The 21,650-nt window shown below is 49.6% G+C and carries 25 protein-coding genes; 10 read left to right on the top strand and 15 right to left on the bottom strand.

Annotation, left to right across the window (positions count from 1 at the left end; genetic code table 11):
* Positions 1-768 carry an SDR family NAD(P)-dependent oxidoreductase gene (locus KNQ18_RS00375; RefSeq protein WP_133207851.1) on the top strand — a complete coding sequence of 256 codons (768 nt, stop codon included), beginning with the start codon at positions 1-3 and terminating at the stop codon, positions 766-768.
* 273 nt (positions 769-1,041) lie between these two features.
* Here the strand turns inward: KNQ18_RS00375 and glpX are convergent, their stop codons facing one another.
* From glpX to KNQ18_RS00350, 5 genes are all read right to left on the bottom strand, one after another.
* On the bottom strand, positions 1,042-2,007 hold the full coding sequence (gene glpX / locus KNQ18_RS00370; RefSeq protein ID WP_035410722.1) for a class II fructose-bisphosphatase: 966 nt from the start codon (positions 2,005-2,007) through the stop codon (positions 1,042-1,044).
* A 32-nt stretch (positions 2,008-2,039) separates the two neighbouring features.
* Positions 2,040-3,287, bottom strand: a complete 1,248-nt coding sequence (murA, locus tag KNQ18_RS00365; RefSeq protein ID WP_047394432.1) for a UDP-N-acetylglucosamine 1-carboxyvinyltransferase — start codon at positions 3,285-3,287, stop codon at positions 2,040-2,042.
* Positions 3,288-3,315: 28 nt separating this feature from the next.
* On the bottom strand, positions 3,316-3,963 hold the full coding sequence (gene fsa / locus KNQ18_RS00360) for a fructose-6-phosphate aldolase (RefSeq protein ID WP_023469552.1): 648 nt from the start codon (positions 3,961-3,963) through the stop codon (positions 3,316-3,318).
* Between the two features lie 154 nt (positions 3,964-4,117).
* Complete coding sequence (fba, locus tag KNQ18_RS00355) at positions 4,118-4,972, bottom strand: class II fructose-1,6-bisphosphate aldolase (protein WP_023469553.1); 855 nt, start codon at positions 4,970-4,972, stop codon at positions 4,118-4,120.
* A 132-nt stretch (positions 4,973-5,104) separates the two neighbouring features.
* The gene (locus KNQ18_RS00350) at positions 5,105-5,479 is read right to left on the bottom strand and encodes a response regulator (RefSeq protein WP_029342784.1); all 375 of its coding nucleotides are present in this window, start codon (positions 5,477-5,479) and stop codon (positions 5,105-5,107) included.
* A 94-nt stretch (positions 5,480-5,573) separates the two neighbouring features.
* Here KNQ18_RS00350 and KNQ18_RS00345 point away from each other — a divergent pair, with 94 nt between their 5' ends.
* Positions 5,574-6,083 carry a DUF2529 family protein gene (locus tag KNQ18_RS00345; RefSeq protein ID WP_035395788.1) on the top strand — a complete coding sequence of 170 codons (510 nt, stop codon included), beginning with the start codon at positions 5,574-5,576 and terminating at the stop codon, positions 6,081-6,083.
* Between the two features lie 533 nt (positions 6,084-6,616).
* Here the strand turns inward: KNQ18_RS00345 and KNQ18_RS00340 are convergent.
* From KNQ18_RS00340 to rpoE, 7 genes are all read right to left on the bottom strand, one after another.
* Positions 6,617-7,939, bottom strand: a complete 1,323-nt coding sequence (locus KNQ18_RS00340) for a PTS sugar transporter subunit IIC (protein ID WP_023469556.1) — start codon at positions 7,937-7,939, stop codon at positions 6,617-6,619.
* A 12-nt stretch (positions 7,940-7,951) separates the two neighbouring features.
* Positions 7,952-9,358: a GH1 family beta-glucosidase gene (locus tag KNQ18_RS00335; RefSeq protein ID WP_149428165.1), complete on the bottom strand. Its 1,407-nt coding sequence runs from the start codon at positions 9,356-9,358 to the stop codon at positions 7,952-7,954.
* 12 nt (positions 9,359-9,370) lie between these two features.
* Positions 9,371-9,679: a PTS sugar transporter subunit IIB gene (locus tag KNQ18_RS00330; RefSeq protein WP_055969344.1), complete on the bottom strand. Its 309-nt coding sequence runs from the start codon at positions 9,677-9,679 to the stop codon at positions 9,371-9,373.
* Positions 9,679-10,023: a PTS lactose/cellobiose transporter subunit IIA gene (locus KNQ18_RS00325; protein WP_149427944.1), complete on the bottom strand. Its 345-nt coding sequence runs from the start codon at positions 10,021-10,023 to the stop codon at positions 9,679-9,681. The genes KNQ18_RS00330 and KNQ18_RS00325 overlap by 1 nt, the downstream gene beginning before the upstream one ends.
* A 151-nt stretch (positions 10,024-10,174) precedes the next feature.
* Positions 10,175-10,882 carry a GntR family transcriptional regulator gene (locus tag KNQ18_RS00320; RefSeq protein ID WP_023469560.1) on the bottom strand — a complete coding sequence of 236 codons (708 nt, stop codon included), beginning with the start codon at positions 10,880-10,882 and terminating at the stop codon, positions 10,175-10,177.
* A gap of 133 nt (positions 10,883-11,015) precedes the next feature.
* A complete protein-coding gene (locus tag KNQ18_RS00315) occupies positions 11,016-12,611 on the bottom strand; it encodes a CTP synthase (RefSeq protein ID WP_047394418.1) in 1,596 nt (531 codons plus the stop codon).
* Positions 12,612-12,881: 270 nt separating this feature from the next.
* Positions 12,882-13,406, bottom strand: coding sequence for a DNA-directed RNA polymerase subunit delta (gene rpoE / locus KNQ18_RS00310; protein WP_023469562.1), 525 nt, complete (start codon positions 13,404-13,406; stop codon positions 12,882-12,884).
* A gap of 170 nt (positions 13,407-13,576) precedes the next feature.
* On the opposite strand from rpoE, the gene KNQ18_RS00305 reads away from it, so the two are divergent.
* The 4 genes from KNQ18_RS00305 (at position 13,577) to KNQ18_RS00290 (ending at position 15,369) form a co-directional block, all read left to right on the top strand.
* A complete protein-coding gene (locus tag KNQ18_RS00305) occupies positions 13,577-14,020 on the top strand; it encodes a GNAT family N-acetyltransferase (protein WP_047394413.1) in 444 nt (147 codons plus the stop codon).
* Positions 14,021-14,065: 45 nt separating this feature from the next.
* Positions 14,066-14,383: an ArsR/SmtB family transcription factor gene (locus KNQ18_RS00300; protein WP_023469564.1), complete on the top strand. Its 318-nt coding sequence runs from the start codon at positions 14,066-14,068 to the stop codon at positions 14,381-14,383.
* A 65-nt stretch (positions 14,384-14,448) separates the two neighbouring features.
* Positions 14,449-14,877, top strand: a complete 429-nt coding sequence (locus tag KNQ18_RS00295; RefSeq protein WP_023469565.1) for a DMT family transporter — start codon at positions 14,449-14,451, stop codon at positions 14,875-14,877.
* A gap of 12 nt (positions 14,878-14,889) precedes the next feature.
* Entirely contained in the window at positions 14,890-15,369 is a 480-nt protein-coding gene (locus KNQ18_RS00290) for a DMT family transporter (protein ID WP_035395771.1), read from the top strand.
* 394 nt (positions 15,370-15,763) lie between these two features.
* On the opposite strand, the gene KNQ18_RS00285 is transcribed toward KNQ18_RS00290, so the two are convergent.
* From KNQ18_RS00285 to KNQ18_RS00275, 3 genes are read right to left on the bottom strand one after another with little or no spacing between them, the layout of a single operon-like run.
* Complete coding sequence (locus KNQ18_RS00285) at positions 15,764-16,234, bottom strand: heme-degrading domain-containing protein (protein ID WP_023469567.1); 471 nt, start codon at positions 16,232-16,234, stop codon at positions 15,764-15,766.
* Complete coding sequence (locus KNQ18_RS00280) at positions 16,222-17,271, bottom strand: Gfo/Idh/MocA family oxidoreductase (RefSeq protein ID WP_214771755.1); 1,050 nt, start codon at positions 17,269-17,271, stop codon at positions 16,222-16,224. Before KNQ18_RS00280 ends, KNQ18_RS00285 begins: the two co-directional genes overlap by 13 nt.
* Complete coding sequence (locus KNQ18_RS00275) at positions 17,268-18,023, bottom strand: DeoR/GlpR family DNA-binding transcription regulator (protein WP_069940057.1); 756 nt, start codon at positions 18,021-18,023, stop codon at positions 17,268-17,270. The genes KNQ18_RS00280 and KNQ18_RS00275 overlap by 4 nt, the downstream gene beginning before the upstream one ends.
* 126 nt (positions 18,024-18,149) lie before the next feature.
* Here KNQ18_RS00275 and KNQ18_RS00270 point away from each other — a divergent pair, with 126 nt between their 5' ends.
* The 4 genes from KNQ18_RS00270 (at position 18,150) to KNQ18_RS00255 (ending at position 21,649) form a co-directional block, all read left to right on the top strand.
* A complete protein-coding gene (locus KNQ18_RS00270; RefSeq protein WP_214771758.1) occupies positions 18,150-18,983 on the top strand; it encodes an SDR family oxidoreductase in 834 nt (277 codons plus the stop codon).
* 94 nt (positions 18,984-19,077) lie between these two features.
* Entirely contained in the window at positions 19,078-20,643 is a 1,566-nt protein-coding gene (locus KNQ18_RS00265; RefSeq protein WP_215083568.1) for a sensor domain-containing diguanylate cyclase, read from the top strand.
* Between the two features lie 12 nt (positions 20,644-20,655).
* Positions 20,656-20,985 (top strand): potassium channel family protein, encoded by a 330-nt coding sequence (locus KNQ18_RS00260; protein ID WP_214771774.1) that lies wholly within the window; start codon positions 20,656-20,658, stop codon positions 20,983-20,985.
* Between the two features lie 13 nt (positions 20,986-20,998).
* Positions 20,999-21,649, top strand: a complete 651-nt coding sequence (locus tag KNQ18_RS00255) for a hypothetical protein (RefSeq protein ID WP_214771777.1) — start codon at positions 20,999-21,001, stop codon at positions 21,647-21,649.
* Position 21,650 lies beyond the last annotated feature (1 nt).

Here is a 21,650-nt window from a genome sequence, read left to right as displayed (position 1 = left end):
ATGCATGTCTTAATCACAGGTGCTTCAAGAGGTCTTGGTCGTGAATTCGCTTATCTGCATGCACGACAAGGGGATCACGTCCTGCTCGTCGGACGCGATGCGACAGCACTCTTCGAAACGAAGTTCCATGTCGAGCGACTCGGGGGAACGGCAACCGTCTTTCCGTATGACTTAACGAAGCGGACGCATCGTCTGGCACTGTTTCGGGCAACGGAACACATTCCGGTCGACTGCGTCATCAACAATGCTGGAATCGGCGTTTTCGGTTCCTTCCTTGAGACCTCGTTTGAAGACGAGTCTCGAATGATTGCTTTAAACATCGAGGCATTGACGCATGTGACGAAGGTCTATGCCTCACGTATGAAGGCACGCGGAATCAAAGGACGTATCGTCCATCTCGCGTCAACGGCTGCATTTGAAGGCGGACCATGGCTGAGTGTCTATTACGCGACGAAAGCCTATGTCCTTCATTTCTCGGAAGGCTTGACAGAAGAGCTCGCAGAAGACGGGATTCAAGTCAGCGTTGTCTGCCCAGGTGCGACACATACCGGTTTCGAATCGGCAGCAAATCTTGAACAGTCACGCTTGTTCTTGCGACCTGGTGTCATGGATGCTCCGACGGTTGCGCGCATCGCCTACCGCGGCTATATGAAGGGGAAAACGTTCATCGTTCCTGGCTTCGGGAATGCCTGGTATATCTTTTCGACGCGTTTTCTACCGCGTCGGTACGTCACCCGACAAGCAGGAGAAGTCCAGCGTCCGCGGTAATCGTCAAATAACGATTCATTTATCACTCAACGTTCATATCCTCACTTTCCTCAGGCGGGAGGTAAGCCGCGACATCTCGCAGCTTATGCGAAATGCCGGGTCTTCCCTTACCCTGACGGAAACGTTAGCACGTTTCCTTTTCCTGTAGGAGTTGAGGACGAACGTCTTGATTCCTAGAAACACATCAAAAAAGAGTTGGCATTCCGGAGATCATCCGCAACGCCAACTCTTTTTGTGTGGATTCAGACGTCCTGTTTGAGGAGTCGTCCTGTTTTACTTAATGACAAGCTTCGGTTTCTTCTTGAACGAGTGAATCCCCTCGACAAAACGAACCGTTCCTGATTTCGCACGCATGACGACAGAGTGTGTCTGACCGCCTTGCGCCGTGAACTGGACACCTTTCATCAATTCGCTGTCCGTGACGCCTGTCGCAGCAAAGATACAGTCGTCTCCTGCTACGAGATCGTCCATCATGAGGATCTTCGACGGATCTTCGATACCCATCTTCTTACAACGCTCGATCTCAGCATCGTCTGCCGGTAACAAGCGTCCTTGGAGTTCACCACCGAGACATTTCAAAGCAACGGCAGCAAGAACGCCTTCCGGTGCACCACCTGAACCGAGCAAGATATCAATCCCTGTATGCGGGAACGCCGTATTAATCGCACCAGCAACGTCACCGTCACCAATCAAGCGAATCCGTGCCCCTGTTGCCCGAATCCGTTGAATGATTTCTTCGTGACGTTCACGATCCAGGATCGAGACGACGACGTCTTCGATTTCTTTGTTCTTCGCTTTCGCGACTGCTGCGATGTTTTCTTCGATCGTCGCATCCAGACTGATGTGTCCTGCCGCTTCCGGACCAACCGCGATCTTATCCATGTACATGTCCGGTGCATGGAGTAAATCTCCTGCATCCGCGACCGCGAGGACAGCAAGTGCGCCCCATGTTCCTTTTGCGACGATGTTCGTTCCTTCAAGCGGATCGACGGCGACGTCGAGTCGTGGTCCATACCCATTTCCTAGCTTTTCTCCAATGTAAAGCATCGGTGCTTCATCCATCTCGCCTTCCCCGATGACGACGGTTCCTTTCATCGGAATCGTATCGAAGACGTCACGCATAGCGCTTGTTGCCGCATCATCCGCTTCGTTCTTCAATCCTTTTCCCATCCAACGCGCAGAGGCAAGCGCTGCTGCCTCCGTGACGCGTACAAGTTCCATTGATAGACTTCTCTCCATGTGTATGTCCCCTCTCCCTTGTTACAAATCGGTCAAATCGTTTCACGCCATACGAGGGCGCCTAGTTCCTTCAACTTCTGATCAAATCGTTCGTAACTCTGGTCAAGCACTTCTGCGTGGTGCAATGTCGTCTCCCCTGAAGCGAGAAGTCCCGCCAAGACAAGTGCTGCGCCACCGCGTGGGTCCGGTGCCTCGATTTCCGTACCAAGTAAGGTTTCTCCACCACGAATGATGATTGAGGCGTCTTCATGCGTGATTCGAGCATTCAAGCGTCGTAACTCCTGCACATGCCGGAAACGTTGCGGGTACAACTTATCGACGACGATACTCGCTCCCTTCGCTTGTAACAACGCTGCCGAGATGACAGGTTGTAGGTCGCTCGGGAATCCACCGTAGTGGAAGACACGAATATCGACCGGCTTCGCCTCCTGAAACGTCGCCGTGACGGAATCATCCGTTGCTTCGATCAACGCACCGTACCGTTCGAGTTTTTGGATGACGCTCTCGAGATGAAGCGGAATGACGTTATCGACGGTGACGCGTCCAAGTGCCGCCCCCATCGTCAAGAACGTTCCTGCCTCCATTCGGTCCGGAATCAAGGTATGCCGGCAACCACTTAGTTGCGATACGCCCTTGATTCGAATCTCGTCCGTTCCTGCCCCTTTGACGCTTGCCCCCATGTTCGTCAACATCGTACTGACGTCGATGACTTCTGGATCATAGGCAGCGTTTTCGATGACAGTCGTTCCTTCAGCGAAGACAGCGACGAGTAACGCACTGATCGTCGCTCCGAAAGACGGGAGATCGAGGTAAATCCGGTTGCCGACGAGACGATCGACGCGCATGTAATGGACGCCTTGCTCGTTACGTACAGAAACACCGAGACGCTCTAGTGCTTTGATGTGTAAATCGATCGGTCGTGGTCCGATGGCATAACCTCCAGGCAGACCGACGACTCCTTGTTTGAATCTGGCTGCCAGAACGCTCATGAGGTAGATCGATCCGCGTAACTTGCGCGTCTCCGCACCAGTCAACGGCATCGATTCGACCCGACTTGGATCAATCGTCACCATATCGCCTTGACGTGTCACGACCGCGCCGAGCGTCTCCAAAATCTCGATCATCGTCGCGACGTCGCCAATCTCCGGCACGCCTTCAAGAACGACCGTCTGATCCGTCAGGAGGGCTGCAGCAAGACACGGGATGGCGCTTTGCTTCGAACCACTGATTGATACGGTTCCTTCTAGGCGTTGTTGCCCTACGATATGCAAAATGTCCACGTTCCATCAACCTTTCTCTTCGCTACGATTATTGCTGCGTTTTTTCCCAGTCGGCGAGGAACTTTTCAATTCCTTGCGTCGTGAGTGGGTGGTGTGTGAGTGACTCGATGACCGAGAATGGAATCGTCGCGATGTCTGCGCCCGCAAGAGCAGCGTTCGTCACGTGAACTGGATTCCGGACCGACGCCGCGATGATTTGTGTTGGAATATCATGTACGACGAAAATTTGAGCAATCGTCTCGACGAGCCCCATTCCATCTTGTCCGATATCATCTAGACGACCGAGGAATGGTGATACGTATGTCGCACCAGCACGGGCTGCGAGTAATGCTTGGTTCGGGTTGAAGATCAATGTGACGTTCGTCGTGATCTTCTCTTTTGAAAGTGCTGCGACCGCCTCGAGTCCGGCCGGAGTCATTGGAACCTTAACCGTAATGTTCGGTGCGATCTGGGCAAGTTCCTTCCCTTCGCGAATCATTCCTTCTGCATCAAGCGCGATGACTTCAGCGCTGACAGAGACGTCCCCGACGATTTCACAGATTTCACGAAGTCGTGTATGGAAATCGACGCCTTCCTTAGCGACGAGCGACGGATTCGTCGTGACACCATCTAAAATCCCCATTTTATGTGCTTTCTTGATATCCTCTACGTTTGCTGTGTCAATGAAAAATCTCATCTTTCTCGTTCCCCTTTCATCCCTTGAAATCGCTTACGACTCTATTATAGGTTTTTTTCACGAGAAGTCCTACTGTTTTCCATTGAAGAGACTTTGACATGATATGAAAAAAGCACGGTAGACCGAAGTCTACCGCACTTTAAAGAGGAGTCGATTAAGCTTTGTTGCTTGAACCGAACTCACGCATCTTACCGATGACAGTTTGTTTGATTGCTTCACGACCTGGTGCGATGAATACGCGTGGGTCATATGCTTCTGGTTTCTCAGCTAACACTTCACGAACGACTTTCGCGAATGAGATTTGGTTCTCTGTGTTAACGTTGATTTTTGAAGTTCCGAGTGAGATCGCTTTTTCGATGTCGTGTGTCGGAATTCCAGTTCCACCGTGAAGAACGAGTGGGAGGTTTGTAGCGTCACGGATTTCTTCCATCTCTTTGAATCCGAGGTTTGGTTCACCTTTGTATGGTCCGTGAACAGAACCGAGTGCAGGAGCAAGCGTGTCGATTCCAGTTTCTTTGACGATGCGTACACACTCGTCAAGTTTCGCGTACATGACATCACCGATGACGTCGTCTTCTTGTCCGCCAACTGTACCAACTTCCGCTTCTACTGAAACGCCTTTAGAGTGAGCGTATTCAACAACTGCTTTTGTTGTTTCGATGTTTGTGTCGATCGGGCTGTGCGAATCATCGATCATGACAGATGTAAATCCAGCGTCGATCGCTTCTTTACATTTCTCAACGCTCGAACCGTGGTCGAGGTGGATTGCAACTGGAACTGTGATTTTCATGTCGTGTACGAGACCTTCAACCATTTTCACGACAGTGTAGAATCCGCCCATGTGGCGTGCTGCACCTTCAGATACTCCAAGGATGACTGGTGACTGCTCTTCTTGAGCCGCACCGAGAATCGCTTGTGTCCACTCGAGGTTGTTGATGTTGAATTGACCTACTGCATACTTACCTTCGAGAGCTTTGTTTAACATGTCTGTCATAGATACTAATGGCATAATGACATCCTCCTCTGTTTTGATCGCTGCTTACACGAACTCGTGCAATTTCAGACTGATTATAACATACTGATTCATCGGAACGTACAGCATTTCGCTCGGTTTTTTGGTTTGTGACGGCGACGTGAAGGATTAACCGCTTACATCGTGAGAAATTTGCACAGTCACTTCTTTTTTTAATTCAAAGATGTCAAATGGTTTTCCGAAGAAGGCGACGACCCCTAATCGTTTCGCTTCTTCCATCGCTTCTTTTTCACCGAGTGCCGTCATTAAGATCGTCCGGACACGTCGTCCGATCCGGTCCTGATGACGCAATACCTCGATCCCGGTCCGTCCCGGCATGTTGACATCCATCAACAATAGATCGTATGCCGCTTCCTGTAAGTAGACGATCGCTTCCTCTCCATCGACGGCGACGTCCGTTTCATACCCTTCTGCCCGGAACAATTGTGCAAGTAAGTTCCGGATTCCCGGCTCATCCTCGACGATCAACAATCTGCCTTTCATCTCTGCCACTCCCCCTCTAGTTATTTCCATTCTACACTAAAGCAAAACTTGCTTTATACTGTCCTTGAGAGAAACATAGAAAGGATGAAGAAAAATGATGAAAATCTTAGCTACACAATTCAACGGAAAATTGCAAACGCTCGCAAAACAGGAAGACGAACTATTCGATGTCGTCCGTCTACTCGCACAGGCGCTCGTCGGGGAAGGCACGGTCTACGTCGACGCCTATGGTGAATGTGAAGGACTCTATCCAATGCTCTCAGAAGGACCAGACCAGATGAAACGCGTTACGAAGATCAAGGATCGAAAGACCTTGCACGCTGTCGATCGCGTCTTGATCTTCACGCCGGATACGGAACGCTCGGATCTCCTGGCTTCTCTTGCCCGTTACGACGCATGGCATACACCTTATGCGATCGTCACACTCAGTGACGTGACGGAAACGCTCGAACGTTCGATTGCTCCGCTCGCATTGAAATTCAATAAAGGACTGCTTCCGGCAGAGGACGGTTCACGCCACGGACTGCCGAGTCTTGCCCTTTGCGCGTTTCTCCTGACACATATCTTGACGCAACTACAAGAGATGACGGAAGAGTGGGATTGACGTTTTTCTTCTATAATATAAATATAAAGTTCACTGGATACGTGTCCGTGTCTGACTAAGCTTACGATCTTCATTGAATCAAAGCGAAACCGTCAATGACCGTTATACAAAAAGGAAGCGCTGTTTGCGCTTCCTTTCAGATTGTAGACAAATGAGCTGACTCAAAAAAGAATGACTTGTCTTTTCACGCCCTTTCCTCAGGCGAGACACAAGCCCGTTTCCCCGCCCCATTCGAGCAGGAAAACGGGTCTTGTTTGTCTCTGACAGCGCAAAATTGCGCTTTTTCCTGTAGGAGTTGCGTGTAACGCGTCATTCTTTTTATACCGAAGGATCACAGAAGCGTTTTGTTCACTCGACATCGCTTCCTAGGGAAAAACAAGCAAGAGCGACCCTGCAGCGAAGCGAAGCAGCGCGATACTTGTCCCAGGAAAACGATTCGAAACGAACAAAAAAGCGCAATCCTTCTCGTTAGAGAAAAATTGCACTTTGTCTTCAGTCTCAAAGGAAGCGCCATTCGCGCTTCCTTTTTTTGATCATGCCGAAGCATGTTCTTCTTGTGCTTTTAGTTCTTCACCGTAAGACAGCTGATCCTGCATGCGGACGAACGGTAGATAGATTGCGACCGACATCGCAATCGTCGCCAGCTGGAGCAAGGCACCCTGCCAGCCGCTGATCAAGAAGCCAGAGATGACGGGTGGTGTCGTCCATGGTACTTGAAGCGCATTAAATGGCTCGACCCAACCCCAGAGGATCGAGAAGTAGACCATGAAGGATGCAATCGCTGGTACGATGACGAACGGAACGAACATGATCGGGTTGAAGACGATTGGCATCCCGAAGATGACCGGTTCGTTGATGTTGAACAAACTTGGCGCAAGTGACAGCTTCCCGAGCTGCTTCAAGTGAGCCGAGCGGGCGACGATCAACGTCGCGATGATGAAGCCGACCGTAATTCCTGTTCCGCCGAGTTTCGTAAAGACATCGAGGAACTGAATCGTAACGATCTTCGCGTTGTCACCGACGACAAGTTCTTTCCCGGAGTCGATGATCGCTTGGTTTTGTAAAGCGTTCGCTGTCAGCAACGGTCCCATGATTCCCATGATGATCGCTGCGCCGTGAATCCCGCACCACCACATGACAGACATCAAGATCATGATCAAGACTGCTCCTGCGAGCGTATCCGTCAAGTTTTGAATCGGTGCTTGCAAGACGTCGTAGACGACTTCCGTGAACGTCCGGTCAGCGAATGCTTGGAAGACAGCAAACGTGACGACAGACAACGTGATGATTGCAAGTCCCGGAATAAGTGCCGAGAACGAGTTCGAAACGCCCGGTGGTACACCGTCTGGCATCTTGATCCGGATGCCTCGCTTGATGAATTGCGAGTAGATGAAACCGACGACGAGTCCGACGACGATCGAGGCAAGGACCCCTTGTCCGCCCGTCCATACTTTCGGTACGACACCCGTGACGACTTCCCCTGACTTCGACAGAACAGATGATTGTGTGATGATTAAGAAGGCGATGATTCCGAGAATCCCGGCTGGAACCCCTTCGATCTTCTCGTTTTTAACGTACGAGTAGGCAATACCGAAGACACCAATCAATGCGAGAATATCAAACGTCGCACCGACGACCTGAGTCAGCGGTAATGTCCAGTCGGCACCGAATAGGCCCGTCATGAACTTCTCCCAGCCTGGGATTGGTAACGCGAGAATCAGTAGGAATAACGAGCCGATGATCGTCATCGGCATCGTTAAGATGAAGCCGTCCTTGATCGCAAGGACAGGCTTGGCGTTCGCGAATCGTGCGAAGGCAGGAGTGACTTTTTCAAATACGGTTTCTAATCGGTTCATTCCGACTCCTCCTTATAGTTCAGCAGCACGTGTCGCGATGATTTCCTGGTACCAATGGAACGACTGTTTCTTCTTCCGTGCCAAACCATTCGTATGATCGACATAGATGAATCCGTACTGCTTTTTATATCCGTTCAACCAGCTGAGTAGGTCGATGACGGACCATGCATAATAACCAGAGACATTGATGCCCTCTTCGACAGCACGCTTGACGGCGCGAAGATGACTTTCGATGTACTCGATTCGTGGTGTATCCATGATTTCTTCGCCGACGATCGGATCCTCGTCACCGAGACCGTTCTCTGTGATGTAGATTTTGATATCGCCGTATCGTGCTTGGAGCATCCGCATTCCTTCAAGGAAGGCATCCGGTGCGATTTCCCAGCCCCACTTCGTGTAGACTTTATCGTCCATCAAGACTGTCTTATAGACGCCATCGAACGATGGGTTCCCAGGACGTCCGGTTGAGTTTTCGCGGCCACCTGCCATGACGAGCGCCGAATCATTCTTCATGACACGTTGTGGACAATAGTAGTTCAGTCCGATGAAGTCGTTCAGCGGTGCTGTCCGTTTCAAGAGATTGAGCTCTTCTTCTGTCCATTCCGGTAACAAGCCCTGCTTTTCTAAATCCTTCACGACATACGCTGGGTACTCACCTTTTAGAATCGGATCATAGAACCAGTGTGTCGCGTATTCATTCGCATGTACTTCGGCTTGTTTGTTCTCTGGCGCTTCATCGATGCTGAACGCTGGGTTGAAGACGTGCGTGATGCCGATTTCTCCTTCATATCCCGCTTCCTTGAACGCTTCGACTGCGCGAGCGTGAGCGACGAAAACGTTGTGCGTCGTTTGGAAGTACGCTTTTGCATCGCCTGTGATGCCGGGTGGGTGTGCGCCCGTCAAGTAGCCGAGCGAACAGAAGATGACCGTCTCGTTGAAGGTGATCCAGTTGCGGACACGATCGCCGAACGCTTCGAAACAGGTCTTCGCAAAACGCACGAAGGCATCTGCTGTTTCAGGACTACGCCAGCCACCCTGTTCTTCAAGGACTTGTGGTAAATCCCAGTGATAGAGTGTCACGAACGGGACGATCCCGTGCTTAAGGCACTCATCGATCACGTTGTTATAGAACTCAAGTCCTTTTTCATTCACTTCACCTGTGCCGTTCGGGAAGATGCGTGGCCATGAGATCGAGAAGCGATACGATTCAAGACCCATCTCTGCCATCAGACCGATATCTTCTTTGTAACGGTGGTAATGATCGATTGCGACATCCCCGTTCGTCGCTTCAAACGTCTTTCCAGGAATTTTCGAGAAGACATCCCAGTTCGAGACGCCTTTTCCGTCTACGTTCCAAGCACCCTCTACTTGATAAGAAGCAGAAGCAGCGCCGAATAGAAAATCTTTTGGCATTTTCATCATCTTCACCTCTTATTTGTTTGCGAGTTTGATTGCTTGGTCGAGTACTTTCGTTCCGTTCATCATGCCGTAATCGATCGTGTTGATGACATCGATTGGCACACCTTTTGGTTCACAGATCTGTTTTCCTTTCGAAAGAAGGTACTTCACCTGTGGTCCGAGGAGAGCGACATCGAGTTCGTTGACGTACGTTTCCATCTCTGATTCCGGATATGCTGCGATGTCTGCTTCTAAGCCACGCTCCGAGGCAACCGCTTTCATTTTTTCTACTAACATACTCGTCGACATACCTGCCGCACAAAAGAGTCCGATTTTCATCATTATTGATCCATTCCCTTCAATTGGTTGATTTCGTTTTGCATGTTCATCATATATCCGAGCATTTCCTTGACGAGGATCGTGTTCATGAGGTGATCCTGCGCGTGTACCATCAGGACGCCAACCGTCGCTGTCTTGCCTTGTGCTTCGAGTGTGACGAATTTCGTCTGAATGCTATGGGCATCCTTGAGTGTCGCGTCACCTTCTGTAACGGCAACTTGTGCCTCTTCAACTTTGCCTTCTTGCATCAGTAACATTGCTTGGTGGTAGCTTGCTTTGGCGTCGCCCGACAAGGCAATCAATCCAAAAATATCTTCCGGGGTAATTTCAATTGTTTCAGAAGTCATGCTGTCTCTCCTTTGTTGTATGGATAACTTAAATTCATAGGTACAAATTCTACAGTTCGATAATAGCATGCGCTTTCATAACGTGTAAACCCTTTCTTTTTAAAAAATTTAAATAAAAAAACACACGAAATTTGCTTCGTGTGTTTCCTTCTTATTTAATATTCGAGACCTTCAGCATCTTCACGTGGCGGAAATGATGCGTCGCCCGCGAGACGTCGAAGATTTTCCCATTCGTCAAATAGACCGTATTATCGACGAGTAAGGATGGATCGTTCTCTTTTAATCCAAGTAACTCGGCGTCACTGCTATTCAAGTAATCGGCATAGATGACGCGATCCGCAAATCCGATCGACAGATTTTGATCGTTGCGTAAATACGTATAGATCGATTTTTGAACGATGTTCTCATCGAGATACATGACGAGATTTTTCCGGAAATAGGACGCTTCGATCGAAAACGGATGATCATCGACGAGACGCAGTCGTTTGACGTAATAGACCGGTGTACCGACTGGACATTTCATGCGTTCCGCGACTTCTTCGTCTGCCTTCGTCTGTTCGAAAGCGAGAACGCGCGTCTCGACCTTCCGTCCACTGAAGTCGCTCGTCAATCCTTGTAGCTTTTCGAGATTAACGTAATCACTCTTATAATGATCGCGGACGAAGACACCGCTCCCTTGTACTTGGTAAACGTATCCTTTATTGACGAGAATCTCGATCGCCTTCCGGATCGTGTTCCGGCTGACATCGAATTTTTGGGCGTATTCGTCTTCCGTCAACAGTTTGTTCGTATGTTGATAGACGTGCTCATTGATCTCGATCTCGATTTGTTCAGCGACATGTTTATACTTCGGAATCAATGATATTCCCCCCCTCTATCTAAAATTTGTAGGAATGAATCCGCTACCATTATAGCAGATATGTATTTTGACGATAGGAATAAATGAAAATAAACCCGTCTTCTTGAAGAAGACAGGTTTATTTGGATACAACTTACTCTCCGAGTGATGCTTGGATGAAGTCATGGAAGAGCGCTTGTGGGCGTTCTGGACGTGAGATCAATTCTGGGTGGAATTGACACGCGACGAACCATTTGTGTTCTGGAATTTCGATGATCTCAACGAGACGACCGTCTGGGCTCGTACCTGAGAAGACCATGCCGTTTGCTTCGAACTGCTCGCGGAATTCGTTACCGAACTCATAACGGTGACGGTGACGTTCGTAGACGAGCTCGCTTGAATACGCAGCACGTGCTTTCGTTCCGTCTTCGAGTTTACATGGGTAAAGTCCGAGACGGAGCGTACCACCGAGATCCTCGATGTCTTTTTGTTCTGGCAACAAGTCGATGATCGGGTATGGTGTCGCTGGGTCGATTTCCGCTGAGTGTGCGCCTTCAAGGTTGAGGACGTTACGTGCGAATTCGACTGTCGCGAGTTGCATCCCGAGACAGATACCGAAGAACGGTACGTTGTTTTCACGGGCGAAACGTGTCGCTTCGATTTTTCCTTCGATGCCGCGTTCTCCGAATCCACCAGGAACGAGGATACCGTCTGCCGAACCAAGCAATTCGTTGACGTTTTCACGCGTCACGTCTTCTGCGTTGATCCAGTCGATTTCGATGTCACTGTTGAAGGCAAACCCAGCATGTTTCAATGCTTCTGCGACCGAGATGTACGCATCACGCAATTCGACGTATTTCCCGACGAGTGCGATCTTCGTCGTCTTCTCGAGGTGCGTCACTGTGTGAACGAGTTGTTTCCAAGCTGTCATGTCAGCAACTGGTGTATCGAACTTGAAGTAGTCACAGACGAGTTGGTCCATGCCTTGACGTTGCAAGTTGAGTGGTACTTCATAGAGTGTCGATGCATCTTGTGCTTCGATGACTGCTTCCGGACGTGTGTCACAGAAGAGAGCAATTTTATCTTTCATCTCTTGTGGGACTGGGTGCTCCGCACGTAAGACGATGATATCTGGTTGAATACCGTAGCTACGGAGTTCTTTGACACTGTGTTGTGTCGGTTTCGTCTTAAGCTCACCTGCCGCTGCAAGATACGGAACGAGCGTACAGTGAACGTACATGACGTTTTCTTTCCCGATATCGTTTTTCACCTGACGAATGGCTTCGATGAACGGAAGCGATTCGATATCCCCTACTGTTCCACCAATCTCTGTGATGACGACGTCAGCGCCCGTTTCTTTTCCAGCACGGAAGACGCGATCCTTGATTTCGTTCGTGATGTGCGGAATGACTTGAACCGTTCCACCGTTGTAGTCGCCACGGCGTTCCTTCTTGAGGATCGTCGAGTAGATACGTCCAGACGTGACGTTCGCGTTCTGGCTCAAGTTGATGTCGATGAAACGCTCGTAGTGACCAAGGTCAAGGTCTGTCTCTGCGCCATCATCCGTGACGAATACTTCCCCGTGTTGATACGGGCTCATCGTACCCGGATCGATGTTGATGTACGGGTCGAATTTTTGGATCGTGACGTTGAGGCCACGGTTTTTCAAGAGACGAGCGAGCGATGCAGCGGTGATCCCTTTACCGAGTGACGATACGACGCCACCTGTTACGAAAATATACTTTGTCATGTTAAATATTGCTCCCTTCCCTAATTCACATCTCAACAATAAAGAGGTGGTAAAAACAAAAAAGCAAAAGTGCCCCCATTGGAATAGGAGACACTTTTGCTGAAATAAGCACGTTGCTTAAAGAAGCCCATGACTAACTTACGTCATTCGGAAAACTTCGTCAAGCCTAATTTTTCAAAGAAAAATTTCCGTGCTCGTTCGTCAGCCGTCAACGAAAAAACTGCCATTTCTATAGGGAAATAGCAGCTGTACAGTTGTGGTTGATCGTGCTTAGACTTCCTCTTCTTCTTCGAAGTCTTCTAAGTCTTCTTCGTCGAGATCGTCATCGAGATCATCGATGGCTGCGACTTTTTTGAACGTATCGTCGTCTTCGCTGTCGTCAGCTGAATCATAGTCCGCTGTCTTCGCGAATGTATCGAGATCGTCTTCGATCGTCTCGAACTCGTCTTCTTCTGCATCATAGTTGAACTCTTCTTCAAACTCATCGAGTTCTCCACGTTGACGCGCTTCGATGACGAGATCCTCATCCGACTTATCGAACGGATACCAAGCGCGGAGTGACCAACGGTTTGCTCCGACGTTGACGAAGTTTCCGTCGATGTTCATGTCTGTATAGAGTTGAGCAAGTTTCTCGAACTTGTCTTCTTCATCTGTAAACGTATGGTACTTTTCGATTTCTGACGTGATGTCATCGAACGTGATTGGCTGTTCGCCAGCTTCTTGCAACATTTCGTTGACGAATTCGATCAGCGAAAGATCAGTAATCTCTTCTTTACTTAAACGGCTGAGGCTCATTGTGACGGCCACTTCCTTTCATTTGCGTTCAATCCATTACTTCTCATTATACGCAAAACGTCTTTTAAAAATCCAGTCTCTATTTAAAAAAAGCTCGAATTGATTCTCGATTCGTGTTTTTCCCACTCCTGAAAAAGGAATATCCAAGGGAGAAGAAGGAGGAATGACAGATGGAGATGACAATCGAACGGGTCAACGATTTTGATGACTTCAACTGGTTACCAATCTTATCAAAGAGTACACAGGAAGGCTATCCCTTCATCGAACGGATGCTACGTGAACGCCGAAATGAAACGTATCGAGAAGACGGAGAAGCAATGTTCGTCGTTTTGTCGCTTTCCGGTCACGTAATTGCGTGCGGAGGTTATATGAAACAAACCGACGCGATCGACGTCGGTCGGATTCGTCATGTCTATGTCTTGCCAGAAATGCGACATCACGGTGTCGGTACGCAACTGCTTGAGAAAATCATACCGGAAGCGCTGTTGACGTATTCCGAGCTCTGGCTCTATACGAATGATGCCAGTACGTTTTATGAACGATTCGGTTTTGAGCCGTATACGGCAACCAAAGTGACACATCGACTTTTAAAGCATGCATTCGTCCAACCTTAAGTGTCTTGGATTGACATATCGAGAATCATCGATTAGTTTAAGCGTATGACAAATCAAGTGGATCTATTCAAGGCATTATCGAACGAGGTACGTCTTGATATCTTACGCTGGCTCAAGGATCCCGAGACTCATTTCAATAAGCCGACGGCCCATCTCGCGACGAATCTGTCGGACAAGGGAGGCATTTGCGTCGGAGATATCCAAGAGAAGGCGAACTTATCTCAATCGACCGTCTCCCAATATCTTGCGATGTTGCAAAAAGTCGGATTGCTCGAATCCGAACGTCACGGCAAATGGACGTATTACCGGCGAAATGAAGAAAAAATCCAGGAGCTCGCAGCGTACCTCAAAGGAGAACTTTGATCCGTTCTCCTTGCCTTACATATCGACATTTCTCGATATTTAGATTCGTGAAAGGATGAATTCTGTTGAAAATCGTGTATTACGTACTCGCGTTACTTGCGGGTATCGCTTTAAGTGTCGAAGGAGCCATCTACGGTGAACTCGGGAACTTCGTCGGAAAACTCGAAAGTAGCTTTTATAATTTCTTCGCCGGTACGATCATCATCGGACTGATCGTCCTCTTCTTCGGAAAAGGTTCACTCGGCTATACATTCCGCGCACCGAAATGGACCTTGCTCGGTGGTCTACTCGGTAGTATCTACTTGACGATCTTGATCATTAGCATCCCGCTCGTCGGTGTCGGTCTCGCCATGATTAGTGTCATCATCGGACAGATGATTGCCAGCATGGTCATTGAACATTACGGCTGGCTCGGTAGTCCGAAACGTCCAATCAATCGTGACAAGCTGACAGCTTCTGCTTTGATGCTCGTCGCTCTGTTTCTTATCTTTTAAGGAGGTTCGCTCGTGAATATTCTATTACTCGGTTTTACATTACTCGGCGGCGTGATGCTGAGTGCGCAGTCATCGATCAACGGTGCCTTCAGTCAAAAGGCAGGGGCTCTAGAAAGCACGTTCCTGACATTCTTCACCGGGATGCTGATTCTCGCACTCGCCATCCTGTTCTTTGGTCAAGGAAATGTCTTGCTCTTGCTCGAAGCACCACGTTGGCAACTCAGTGCCGTCCTGTTTGGGGTCAGTTATCTATTCCTGACGATTCTTGCTGTTCCGCAAATCGGTGTCACGGCAGCTAGTATCGCGACTGTCATCGGTCAACTCGCAGCAGGGATGGTCATCGACCACATCGGTGCATTCGGTGGCGTCGTCGTGCCGCTCGACGGAAAACGTCTGCTCGGTCTGCTTGCGATGCTTGCTGCGCTTTATTTCGTCTATCGCGGGAACACACGCAAAGACGTGTCGGCTTCATCTGATTCGATGGCATCGTAACGATTGTCCTCACGATTCGTTCACGCGCTTTCCTCAGGCGAGACACAAGCCAGTCTCGACTGTCACAGACAGCCGACCCGGGTCTTGTTTATCTCTGACAGCGCAAAATCTTGCGCTTTTTCCTGTAGGAGTCGCGTGAACAACGTGAGTCCTGCTGTTTCTCATGATCTATCAAAATAGAACATAAAAAACCGAAATGCTGAAGTATATTCACTTCAGCATTTCGGTTTTTTCGTGTCGAACGATTCGTTGATGAACGTGCAAGACGAAGACTCCTGCGGGAAAAGCGGAATGGGTGAGACCCCGTAGGCGCGAATGCGGCGAGGAGGCTCGCCTTCCGCCCGCGGAAAGCGAAGTCTTGCACGAGAATCAACACTTGTGTTTTATAAATACCTTATTGCCCCAGCTGTTGTCTCTTAAGTAAGCGCAACGCTTCCGTCGCAAGACGATGATCTGCTTCCTGCGATAGACCGGAAACGGTAATCGTACCAACGACACCGACTCCTTCGATCCGGATCGGGAACGATCCGCCGGCATCGGCATAATCAGCTGGCGAGACCGCATACATCGAGTGGTACGAGCGATGTTTACTCTCATTATACCGACGCATGTAGAGCGAGCTATAGCCATGCCGTAAGACGACGTTCGATTTCCGGCGGATCCACTCTTCCTGATCCGGTGCCGTACCGTCGAGCGCCGCGTAATATAAACGCTGTCCATTCCGTTTGATTTCAACCGCGATCGATAAGTTCTCCTTCATCGCCCGTCCGATCAATTCATGTCCCATCCCAATCGCTTCCGTATTCGTCAGGGACGTCAAGACGAGTTCGTCCTCTTCCGCTAGCAACACCTTCAATTCTTCCATGCATCCCATTCCTTTCGTAAGAGGCGTCGTCCTTCATCACTGCTGATGCGCACTGCTTCAATCAAACGCATCGTTTTTTCCGCATCGCGTAAATCGACAGGTACTCGTCCCCCGCGAAGTCCTTCTGCCAACTGTTCATAAAACGTCGCATAACTGCCTGGAAGTGTCGCGAGACGCTCGACGGGCTGATCGGCGATTTGAAGGTAACCGTAGGAATCTACTTCATCTTCACCGAGCTGTTCGTTCACCGAATGACCTTTCGCAAGCCGTCCTTCTTGCGGGTCCATTCCATATTTGACGTAACTACCTCGTGTCGCATGAAACTCGAAACGTGGCGTTGGTCCTTGAATGAAGGACGTCGAACGAAGGATGACACGACGTGTACCATAATGTAGCGTGATATGGAACCCGTCATCAACGACCGCTCCGTCACGTTGCAGGTAGACGTCGCCCGTCAGTGCATCCGGTTCTCCGAACAAGGCGAGTGCTTGATCGAGTAAGTGTGAGCCGAGATCAAACAGAATGCCGGCGCCACTTCCCGCTTGTTCCCGCCAGCGTTCCCGAACGACCGGGCGATAGCGATCAAAGCGTGATTCGATGACTTGCCAGTCGCCGATCTCGTTCATTTCCATCAATTGTTCAAGTGTCAGGAAGTCACCGTCAAAACGACGGTTTTGATAGACGGCGACTTGAACGCCGTGTTGTTTCGCTAACGTTTGCAGCGCCAGTGCTTCTTCGATCGTCACGACGGCCGGCTTTTCGAGTAGAACGTGCTTCTTTGCTTCGATCGCTTGTTTTGCCATTTCGAAATGGAGTGCCGTTGGTGTCGTGATGATGACGAGTTCCGTGTTCTCATCCTGCAAGGCTTCAGCAAGTGTCGCGACGACCGTCGCCTTACTGAAATGTTGTGCTACCTGTTCCGGTCGACTCGAGACGACTTGCGTCACTTCAAATGCCGGTAATGCCTGTAAGAACGGAACGTGGAACGTCACCGCTGAAAAGCCGAATCCGACGAGCGTCGTTTGAATCGGGTTCATGTTGTTTCCTCCTCTGTCACGTCGAGATCGACATGATAATGATCTAGTCGTTCTTGCCACGTTGCGTCTGGTACTTGATCCGTAACGAGTACATCGATTTGCTCCCAGTCACAGACCTTATGCAAAAACCGCTTATTGAATTTCGTATGGTCTGCGAGGACGATGACACGGGTCGCACTTCGAATCATCGCTTTCTTTACGACCGCTTCTTCGAGTTGTTCCGCAAAAAGTCCTTCTTCCGTCAATCCACATGCTCCAAGAAAAACACAATCAACTTGATAATTCAGGATGTCGTCTGCCGTCTTGATCCCACTCAAGCTACGCGCATGCCGGTCGAAACGTCCTCCCGTGACGTACAGCTCAATATCCGTGCGAGCTCCGACATAGTCTGCGATATCAAGGGAGTTCGTGATGACTTGTAGTGGATATGGCGGAAGTGCTCGTGCCATCTCAGATACCGTCGTTGCAGCATCGAGCAATAAGCGATCGTTCGCTTGGACGTGACGCGCTGCACGCTGTCCGATCCGCCGTTTTTCCGGTTTCTCTGTCCGCTGTTCATATGCAAGCGTTCCGCCAGCACGAACTAATCCATTCTTAACGCGAATGATCTCCCCTTCTTGTTCGAGGACGATGACGTCACGACGTGCGGTATCTCGTGAAATCTGATACTCCTGCATCAGTTGATCCAGCGAAATTTCAGGACTCGTCTTGATCCATTCCCGCATCTGTTGCAACCGTTCGATTTGCCCCATCGATTCCCGCCTCCTTTTTCTTTATATTAAGTTTTTTCATTACAATATGCAATTTTAATGCAAATAGTTCAACGGTAATTCGGGTAAATAATAGAAGACAACTACTTTCAGAACGGAGGAATTGATATGCAAACGATCTTGATCACGGGTGCTTCTTCCGGTATCGGTCTTGCGACGGCGCGGCGATTCGCAGACGCCGGATGGTTCGTCTACGCTGGTGTCCGGAGTCCAGACGAAATGACCGTGTCATTACCGACGCTTACCTTCTTGCCGCTCGATGTGACGGATGAAACAAGCGTGAAAGCAGCCGTTCGTCAAATTGAACAAGAAGTCGATCATCTCGACGTCGTGTTCTGTAATGCCGGTCATGGTTTGCTGCGCGCACTCGGTCAAGCGACGAGTTATGAAATCAAGCAACTCTTCGAAACGAACGTCTTCGGTGTCATCCGAACGATTGAAGCTTGTCTCCCCTTACTCAAACAAGCACCGGACGGTAGTCACTTACTTGCGACTTCAAGCGTCAGTGGTCTCGTCGGTCAACCGATGAATGAACTGTATTGTGCCAGTAAGTTTGCGATCGAAGGGCTGTTCGAAAGTCTTGCGACCTACTATAAACCGTACTTCAACATCGACGTCACCCTGATTGAACCAGCCGCCGTCGAGACGAACTTTACCGCAACTGTTCTCGATCAACTTGAACGGACGGGTGGCTTACACGAAGACGACTTCAAACCGATCATCACAGCTTATTTGCAGACGTATCGGACGCGACATGCCGATCGCCAATCGGCAGAAGCTCTGGCTGAGGTGATCTTCGAGGTCGTCCATCGTGACGAACGTCCGTTACGAATCCGGACGACGGAAGCCGATGAACATTTCGTCGCCCATAAGACGCATCATGATCCGTCAGGTCTCGAAGGGATCGCCAAAATACGACGACTAACATTAAATCTCGACTGATTTCCCTTTTTTTGAAATTTCAATCCGCCTAAGCAATCTTCGCCCACTATACTGAGACTATCTACCTAAAAATTATCTAGAAGGGCGGAACGCCATGCCATCCTTGTTTCTTTTTACGATTGTCTATCTGATTCCGACCTTCATCATGTTCTACATGTCGATTGATATATTTTTACGCAACCCATCACGTCCGCAACACCGACTGCTTAGCTTATTCACGTTCGCTTACGGGATGTTGTTCCTTGGTGAATTTTTCCGGAATGCCTCCCCGATCGAGTTTAGTCCGGCATTCGTGACCTGCTGGTTCGGAAATGCTGGTCTGATCGTCTTCAGTACATCGCTTCACTTCATCTTTCGCGTCTCGAATTTGTGGAAACGAATGCCACGCTTACTGTACCCATGGATCTTCTATCTTCCGATGGGCGTCGTGCTGACGACATACGTCTTCCAGACGAACGTCATCAACAGTCAGCAATTCACACAGGTCGGACAGTTCATCTACCCTGAATTCAACACACAATATCTAGTGACGATGACGGTCGGGAACATCTTCCATCTCCTTGTCATCGGTCTGCTCGTGTACGCACGGACACACTTGAAAGATGCACGTCGTGGCATCATCAGTGTCTTATTGAGTGTCGCGATTCTCGTTCTCGTATGGGATATCGTCTTCGGCTACTGGTCGTTCTACGGCATCATGCCACCGTATGCCTATATGTATGGCGGTTTGTTCTGGGCAGGAGCACTGGCGATCGCAATGCGCCGATTCGATTATCTCGCGTCCTATCAAAAGCGTTTCGCGACGCTCTACAATTTGAATCCTTCGGCAATCCTGCTGCTCGACCGGGACGGACGAATTGAGAGTGCCAACCCAGCTGCTCATCGTCTGTTCGAGACCGGTGACTTAACGGCATGTACGTTTTCGACCTACTTACCGGATAAAAAACAAGCCGATTGGTCGCTGCATTATATGACACACTTTTTATCGCAACGTAAGTTCAACGAATTCGAAACGAAGATTTTGACAGCGCGACAGCAAGAACGCTACGTCGTCATGGATGCCGATTTCGTCTTCATCGAACAAGAGCTGCACGGGATGTTGTTGATTCGTGATATCCAGTCCTTCAAGGAAGCGGAGCAGACGATTCGTTTCTTCGCCTACCACGATCCGTTGACGAAGATTGCGAATCGCCGAAGCTTTTACGAACGTGCGGCACAAGAGTTACTCGAGCTTGATCATATCGCGATCATCGTCGTCGATCTCGACGGTTTCAAAGCCATCAACGATACGTATGGACATCAAATCGGTGACGCCTTCTTGATTCATATCGCTCGCCTTCTAGAACACCATGCGGAACAGAATGGGTTCGCTGCCCGTGTCGGTGGCGACGAATTCTTCTTACTCTATCGTCATCCGTCTGTCGCTACGCTCCATGCCTATGCTGCGAATCTGTTGACGTACTTGCAAGACAACCCTTACCGGTTCGCTGAAGAAACCATTGAAATCCGAACGAGCATCGGACTTAGTTACTCACCCAATCATGGCGTCGATCTCGACACGCTGATTCAGCATGCTGACCAAGCGATGTACCGCGTCAAACATGCCGGAAAGAACGATTATTTCATTCATGATACGATGGACTCGACGCAACGATCCTAAAGGAGAGATTCCATGATTTCTGTACTGACGATTTTTTCACGTTTATTCAAGGGATTGCGCCGCGCCTTTCACTTATCTTACTTTCGTGGTCTATTGATTCTCTGCCTGTTGACGCTCGTCTCCGGGACGATTTTCTATAGCACGGAAGAAAATCTATCGCTGGTGGATGCACTTTACTTTTGTATCACGACACTAAGTACGGTTGGGCATCCAACATTCGTTCCGACGACGACGCTCGGTAAGGTCTTTACGATGGCATACATCACGATTGGCTGCGGGTTGTTCTTAACACTGATTGCCACGTTATCGTATGTCCTGATTAAACAACCGGAGGATGAATAAGGGGGAATGATCCATGCGCCAAGCTGCCATCCAAAATAATTTCGATTGGTGTCGCCTCGTCTGTGAGTCAGCCGGTTGCCGGGTGACGGAAACTGATTCGACCTGGCACGCTCAAGGAAGCGTACCGAGCTATTATCCGGAACTGATGGTCCGGCTTCCCCATCAGCGAATTGGTGTCACGGATGTCTATAGCATCAAGGACTGCACGGCAAGCTATGATTTCTCGAGTGCCGGTCTCAGTCATTTATTTACAGCAGAATGGATGACCCGCCCTGCCATACTCGATCGCCGTGCCCTTCCCGTCGATTGGTCCGTCGTGACGGATCTCGATCAGTTCGCTCGCTTCCAGGCTATCCAGGCAACACCGGAGTTGCCCACAACGTTATGGCAACATCCCGCTGTCCGCTTCTTCTATTCGGAGGCGCAACAAGCAAGTTGCATCGCCTACTCGAATCAAGTGACGACCGGACTGACGTACGTCAATTCCGATTACCTCGACGAACGCTTATGGGATGATATCGCACGTTTGAGTTCAGCACATTTTCCCGGTCAATCGCTCGTCGGTTACGAGTATGGCGATCACCTGATCACAGCGCTTGAAGCCGGCTTTGACGACGTTGGTCCACTCGCGATCTGGATTCGCACGACGAATGATCACACATGAA

The sequence above is a fragment of the Exiguobacterium sp. s78 genome (genome assembly GCF_018618985.1).
GTDB lineage: Bacteria > Bacillota > Bacilli > Exiguobacteriales > Exiguobacteriaceae > Exiguobacterium_A > Exiguobacterium_A abrahamii.
The sequence above is the reverse complement of the archived record's forward strand: the minus strand, read 5'-3'. Positions and strand labels throughout refer to the sequence as shown.

Coding starts and splice junctions, on each gene's coding strand:
- KNQ18_RS00375 (WP_133207851.1), top strand. CDS start 1: ATGCATGTCTTAATCACAGGTGCTTCAAGAGGTCTTGGTCGTGAATTC.
- glpX (WP_035410722.1), bottom strand. CDS start 2,007: ATGGAGAGAAGTCTATCAATGGAACTTGTACGCGTCACGGAGGCAGCA.
- fsa (WP_023469552.1), bottom strand. CDS start 3,963: ATGAGATTTTTCATTGACACAGCAAACGTAGAGGATATCAAGAAAGCA.
- fba (WP_023469553.1), bottom strand. CDS start 4,972: ATGCCATTAGTATCTATGACAGACATGTTAAACAAAGCTCTCGAAGGT.
- KNQ18_RS00350 (WP_029342784.1), bottom strand. CDS start 5,479: ATGAAAGGCAGATTGTTGATCGTCGAGGATGAGCCGGGAATCCGGAAC.
- KNQ18_RS00345 (WP_035395788.1), top strand. CDS start 5,574: ATGATGAAAATCTTAGCTACACAATTCAACGGAAAATTGCAAACGCTC.
- KNQ18_RS00340 (WP_023469556.1), bottom strand. CDS start 7,939: ATGAACCGATTAGAAACCGTATTTGAAAAAGTCACTCCTGCCTTCGCA.
- KNQ18_RS00335 (WP_149428165.1), bottom strand. CDS start 9,358: ATGAAAATGCCAAAAGATTTTCTATTCGGCGCTGCTTCTGCTTCTTAT.
- KNQ18_RS00330 (WP_055969344.1), bottom strand. CDS start 9,679: ATGATGAAAATCGGACTCTTTTGTGCGGCAGGTATGTCGACGAGTATG.
- KNQ18_RS00325 (WP_149427944.1), bottom strand. CDS start 10,023: ATGACTTCTGAAACAATTGAAATTACCCCGGAAGATATTTTTGGATTG.
- KNQ18_RS00315 (WP_047394418.1), bottom strand. CDS start 12,611: ATGACAAAGTATATTTTCGTAACAGGTGGCGTCGTATCGTCACTCGGT.
- rpoE (WP_023469562.1), bottom strand. CDS start 13,406: ATGAGCCTCAGCCGTTTAAGTAAAGAAGAGATTACTGATCTTTCGCTG.
- KNQ18_RS00305 (WP_047394413.1), top strand. CDS start 13,577: ATGGAGATGACAATCGAACGGGTCAACGATTTTGATGACTTCAACTGG.
- KNQ18_RS00300 (WP_023469564.1), top strand. CDS start 14,066: ATGACAAATCAAGTGGATCTATTCAAGGCATTATCGAACGAGGTACGT.
- KNQ18_RS00285 (WP_023469567.1), bottom strand. CDS start 16,234: ATGGAAGAATTGAAGGTGTTGCTAGCGGAAGAGGACGAACTCGTCTTG.
- KNQ18_RS00280 (WP_214771755.1), bottom strand. CDS start 17,271: ATGAACCCGATTCAAACGACGCTCGTCGGATTCGGCTTTTCAGCGGTG.
- KNQ18_RS00275 (WP_069940057.1), bottom strand. CDS start 18,023: ATGGGGCAAATCGAACGGTTGCAACAGATGCGGGAATGGATCAAGACG.
- KNQ18_RS00270 (WP_214771758.1), top strand. CDS start 18,150: ATGCAAACGATCTTGATCACGGGTGCTTCTTCCGGTATCGGTCTTGCG.
- KNQ18_RS00265 (WP_215083568.1), top strand. CDS start 19,078: ATGCCATCCTTGTTTCTTTTTACGATTGTCTATCTGATTCCGACCTTC.
- KNQ18_RS00260 (WP_214771774.1), top strand. CDS start 20,656: ATGATTTCTGTACTGACGATTTTTTCACGTTTATTCAAGGGATTGCGC.
- KNQ18_RS00255 (WP_214771777.1), top strand. CDS start 20,999: ATGCGCCAAGCTGCCATCCAAAATAATTTCGATTGGTGTCGCCTCGTC.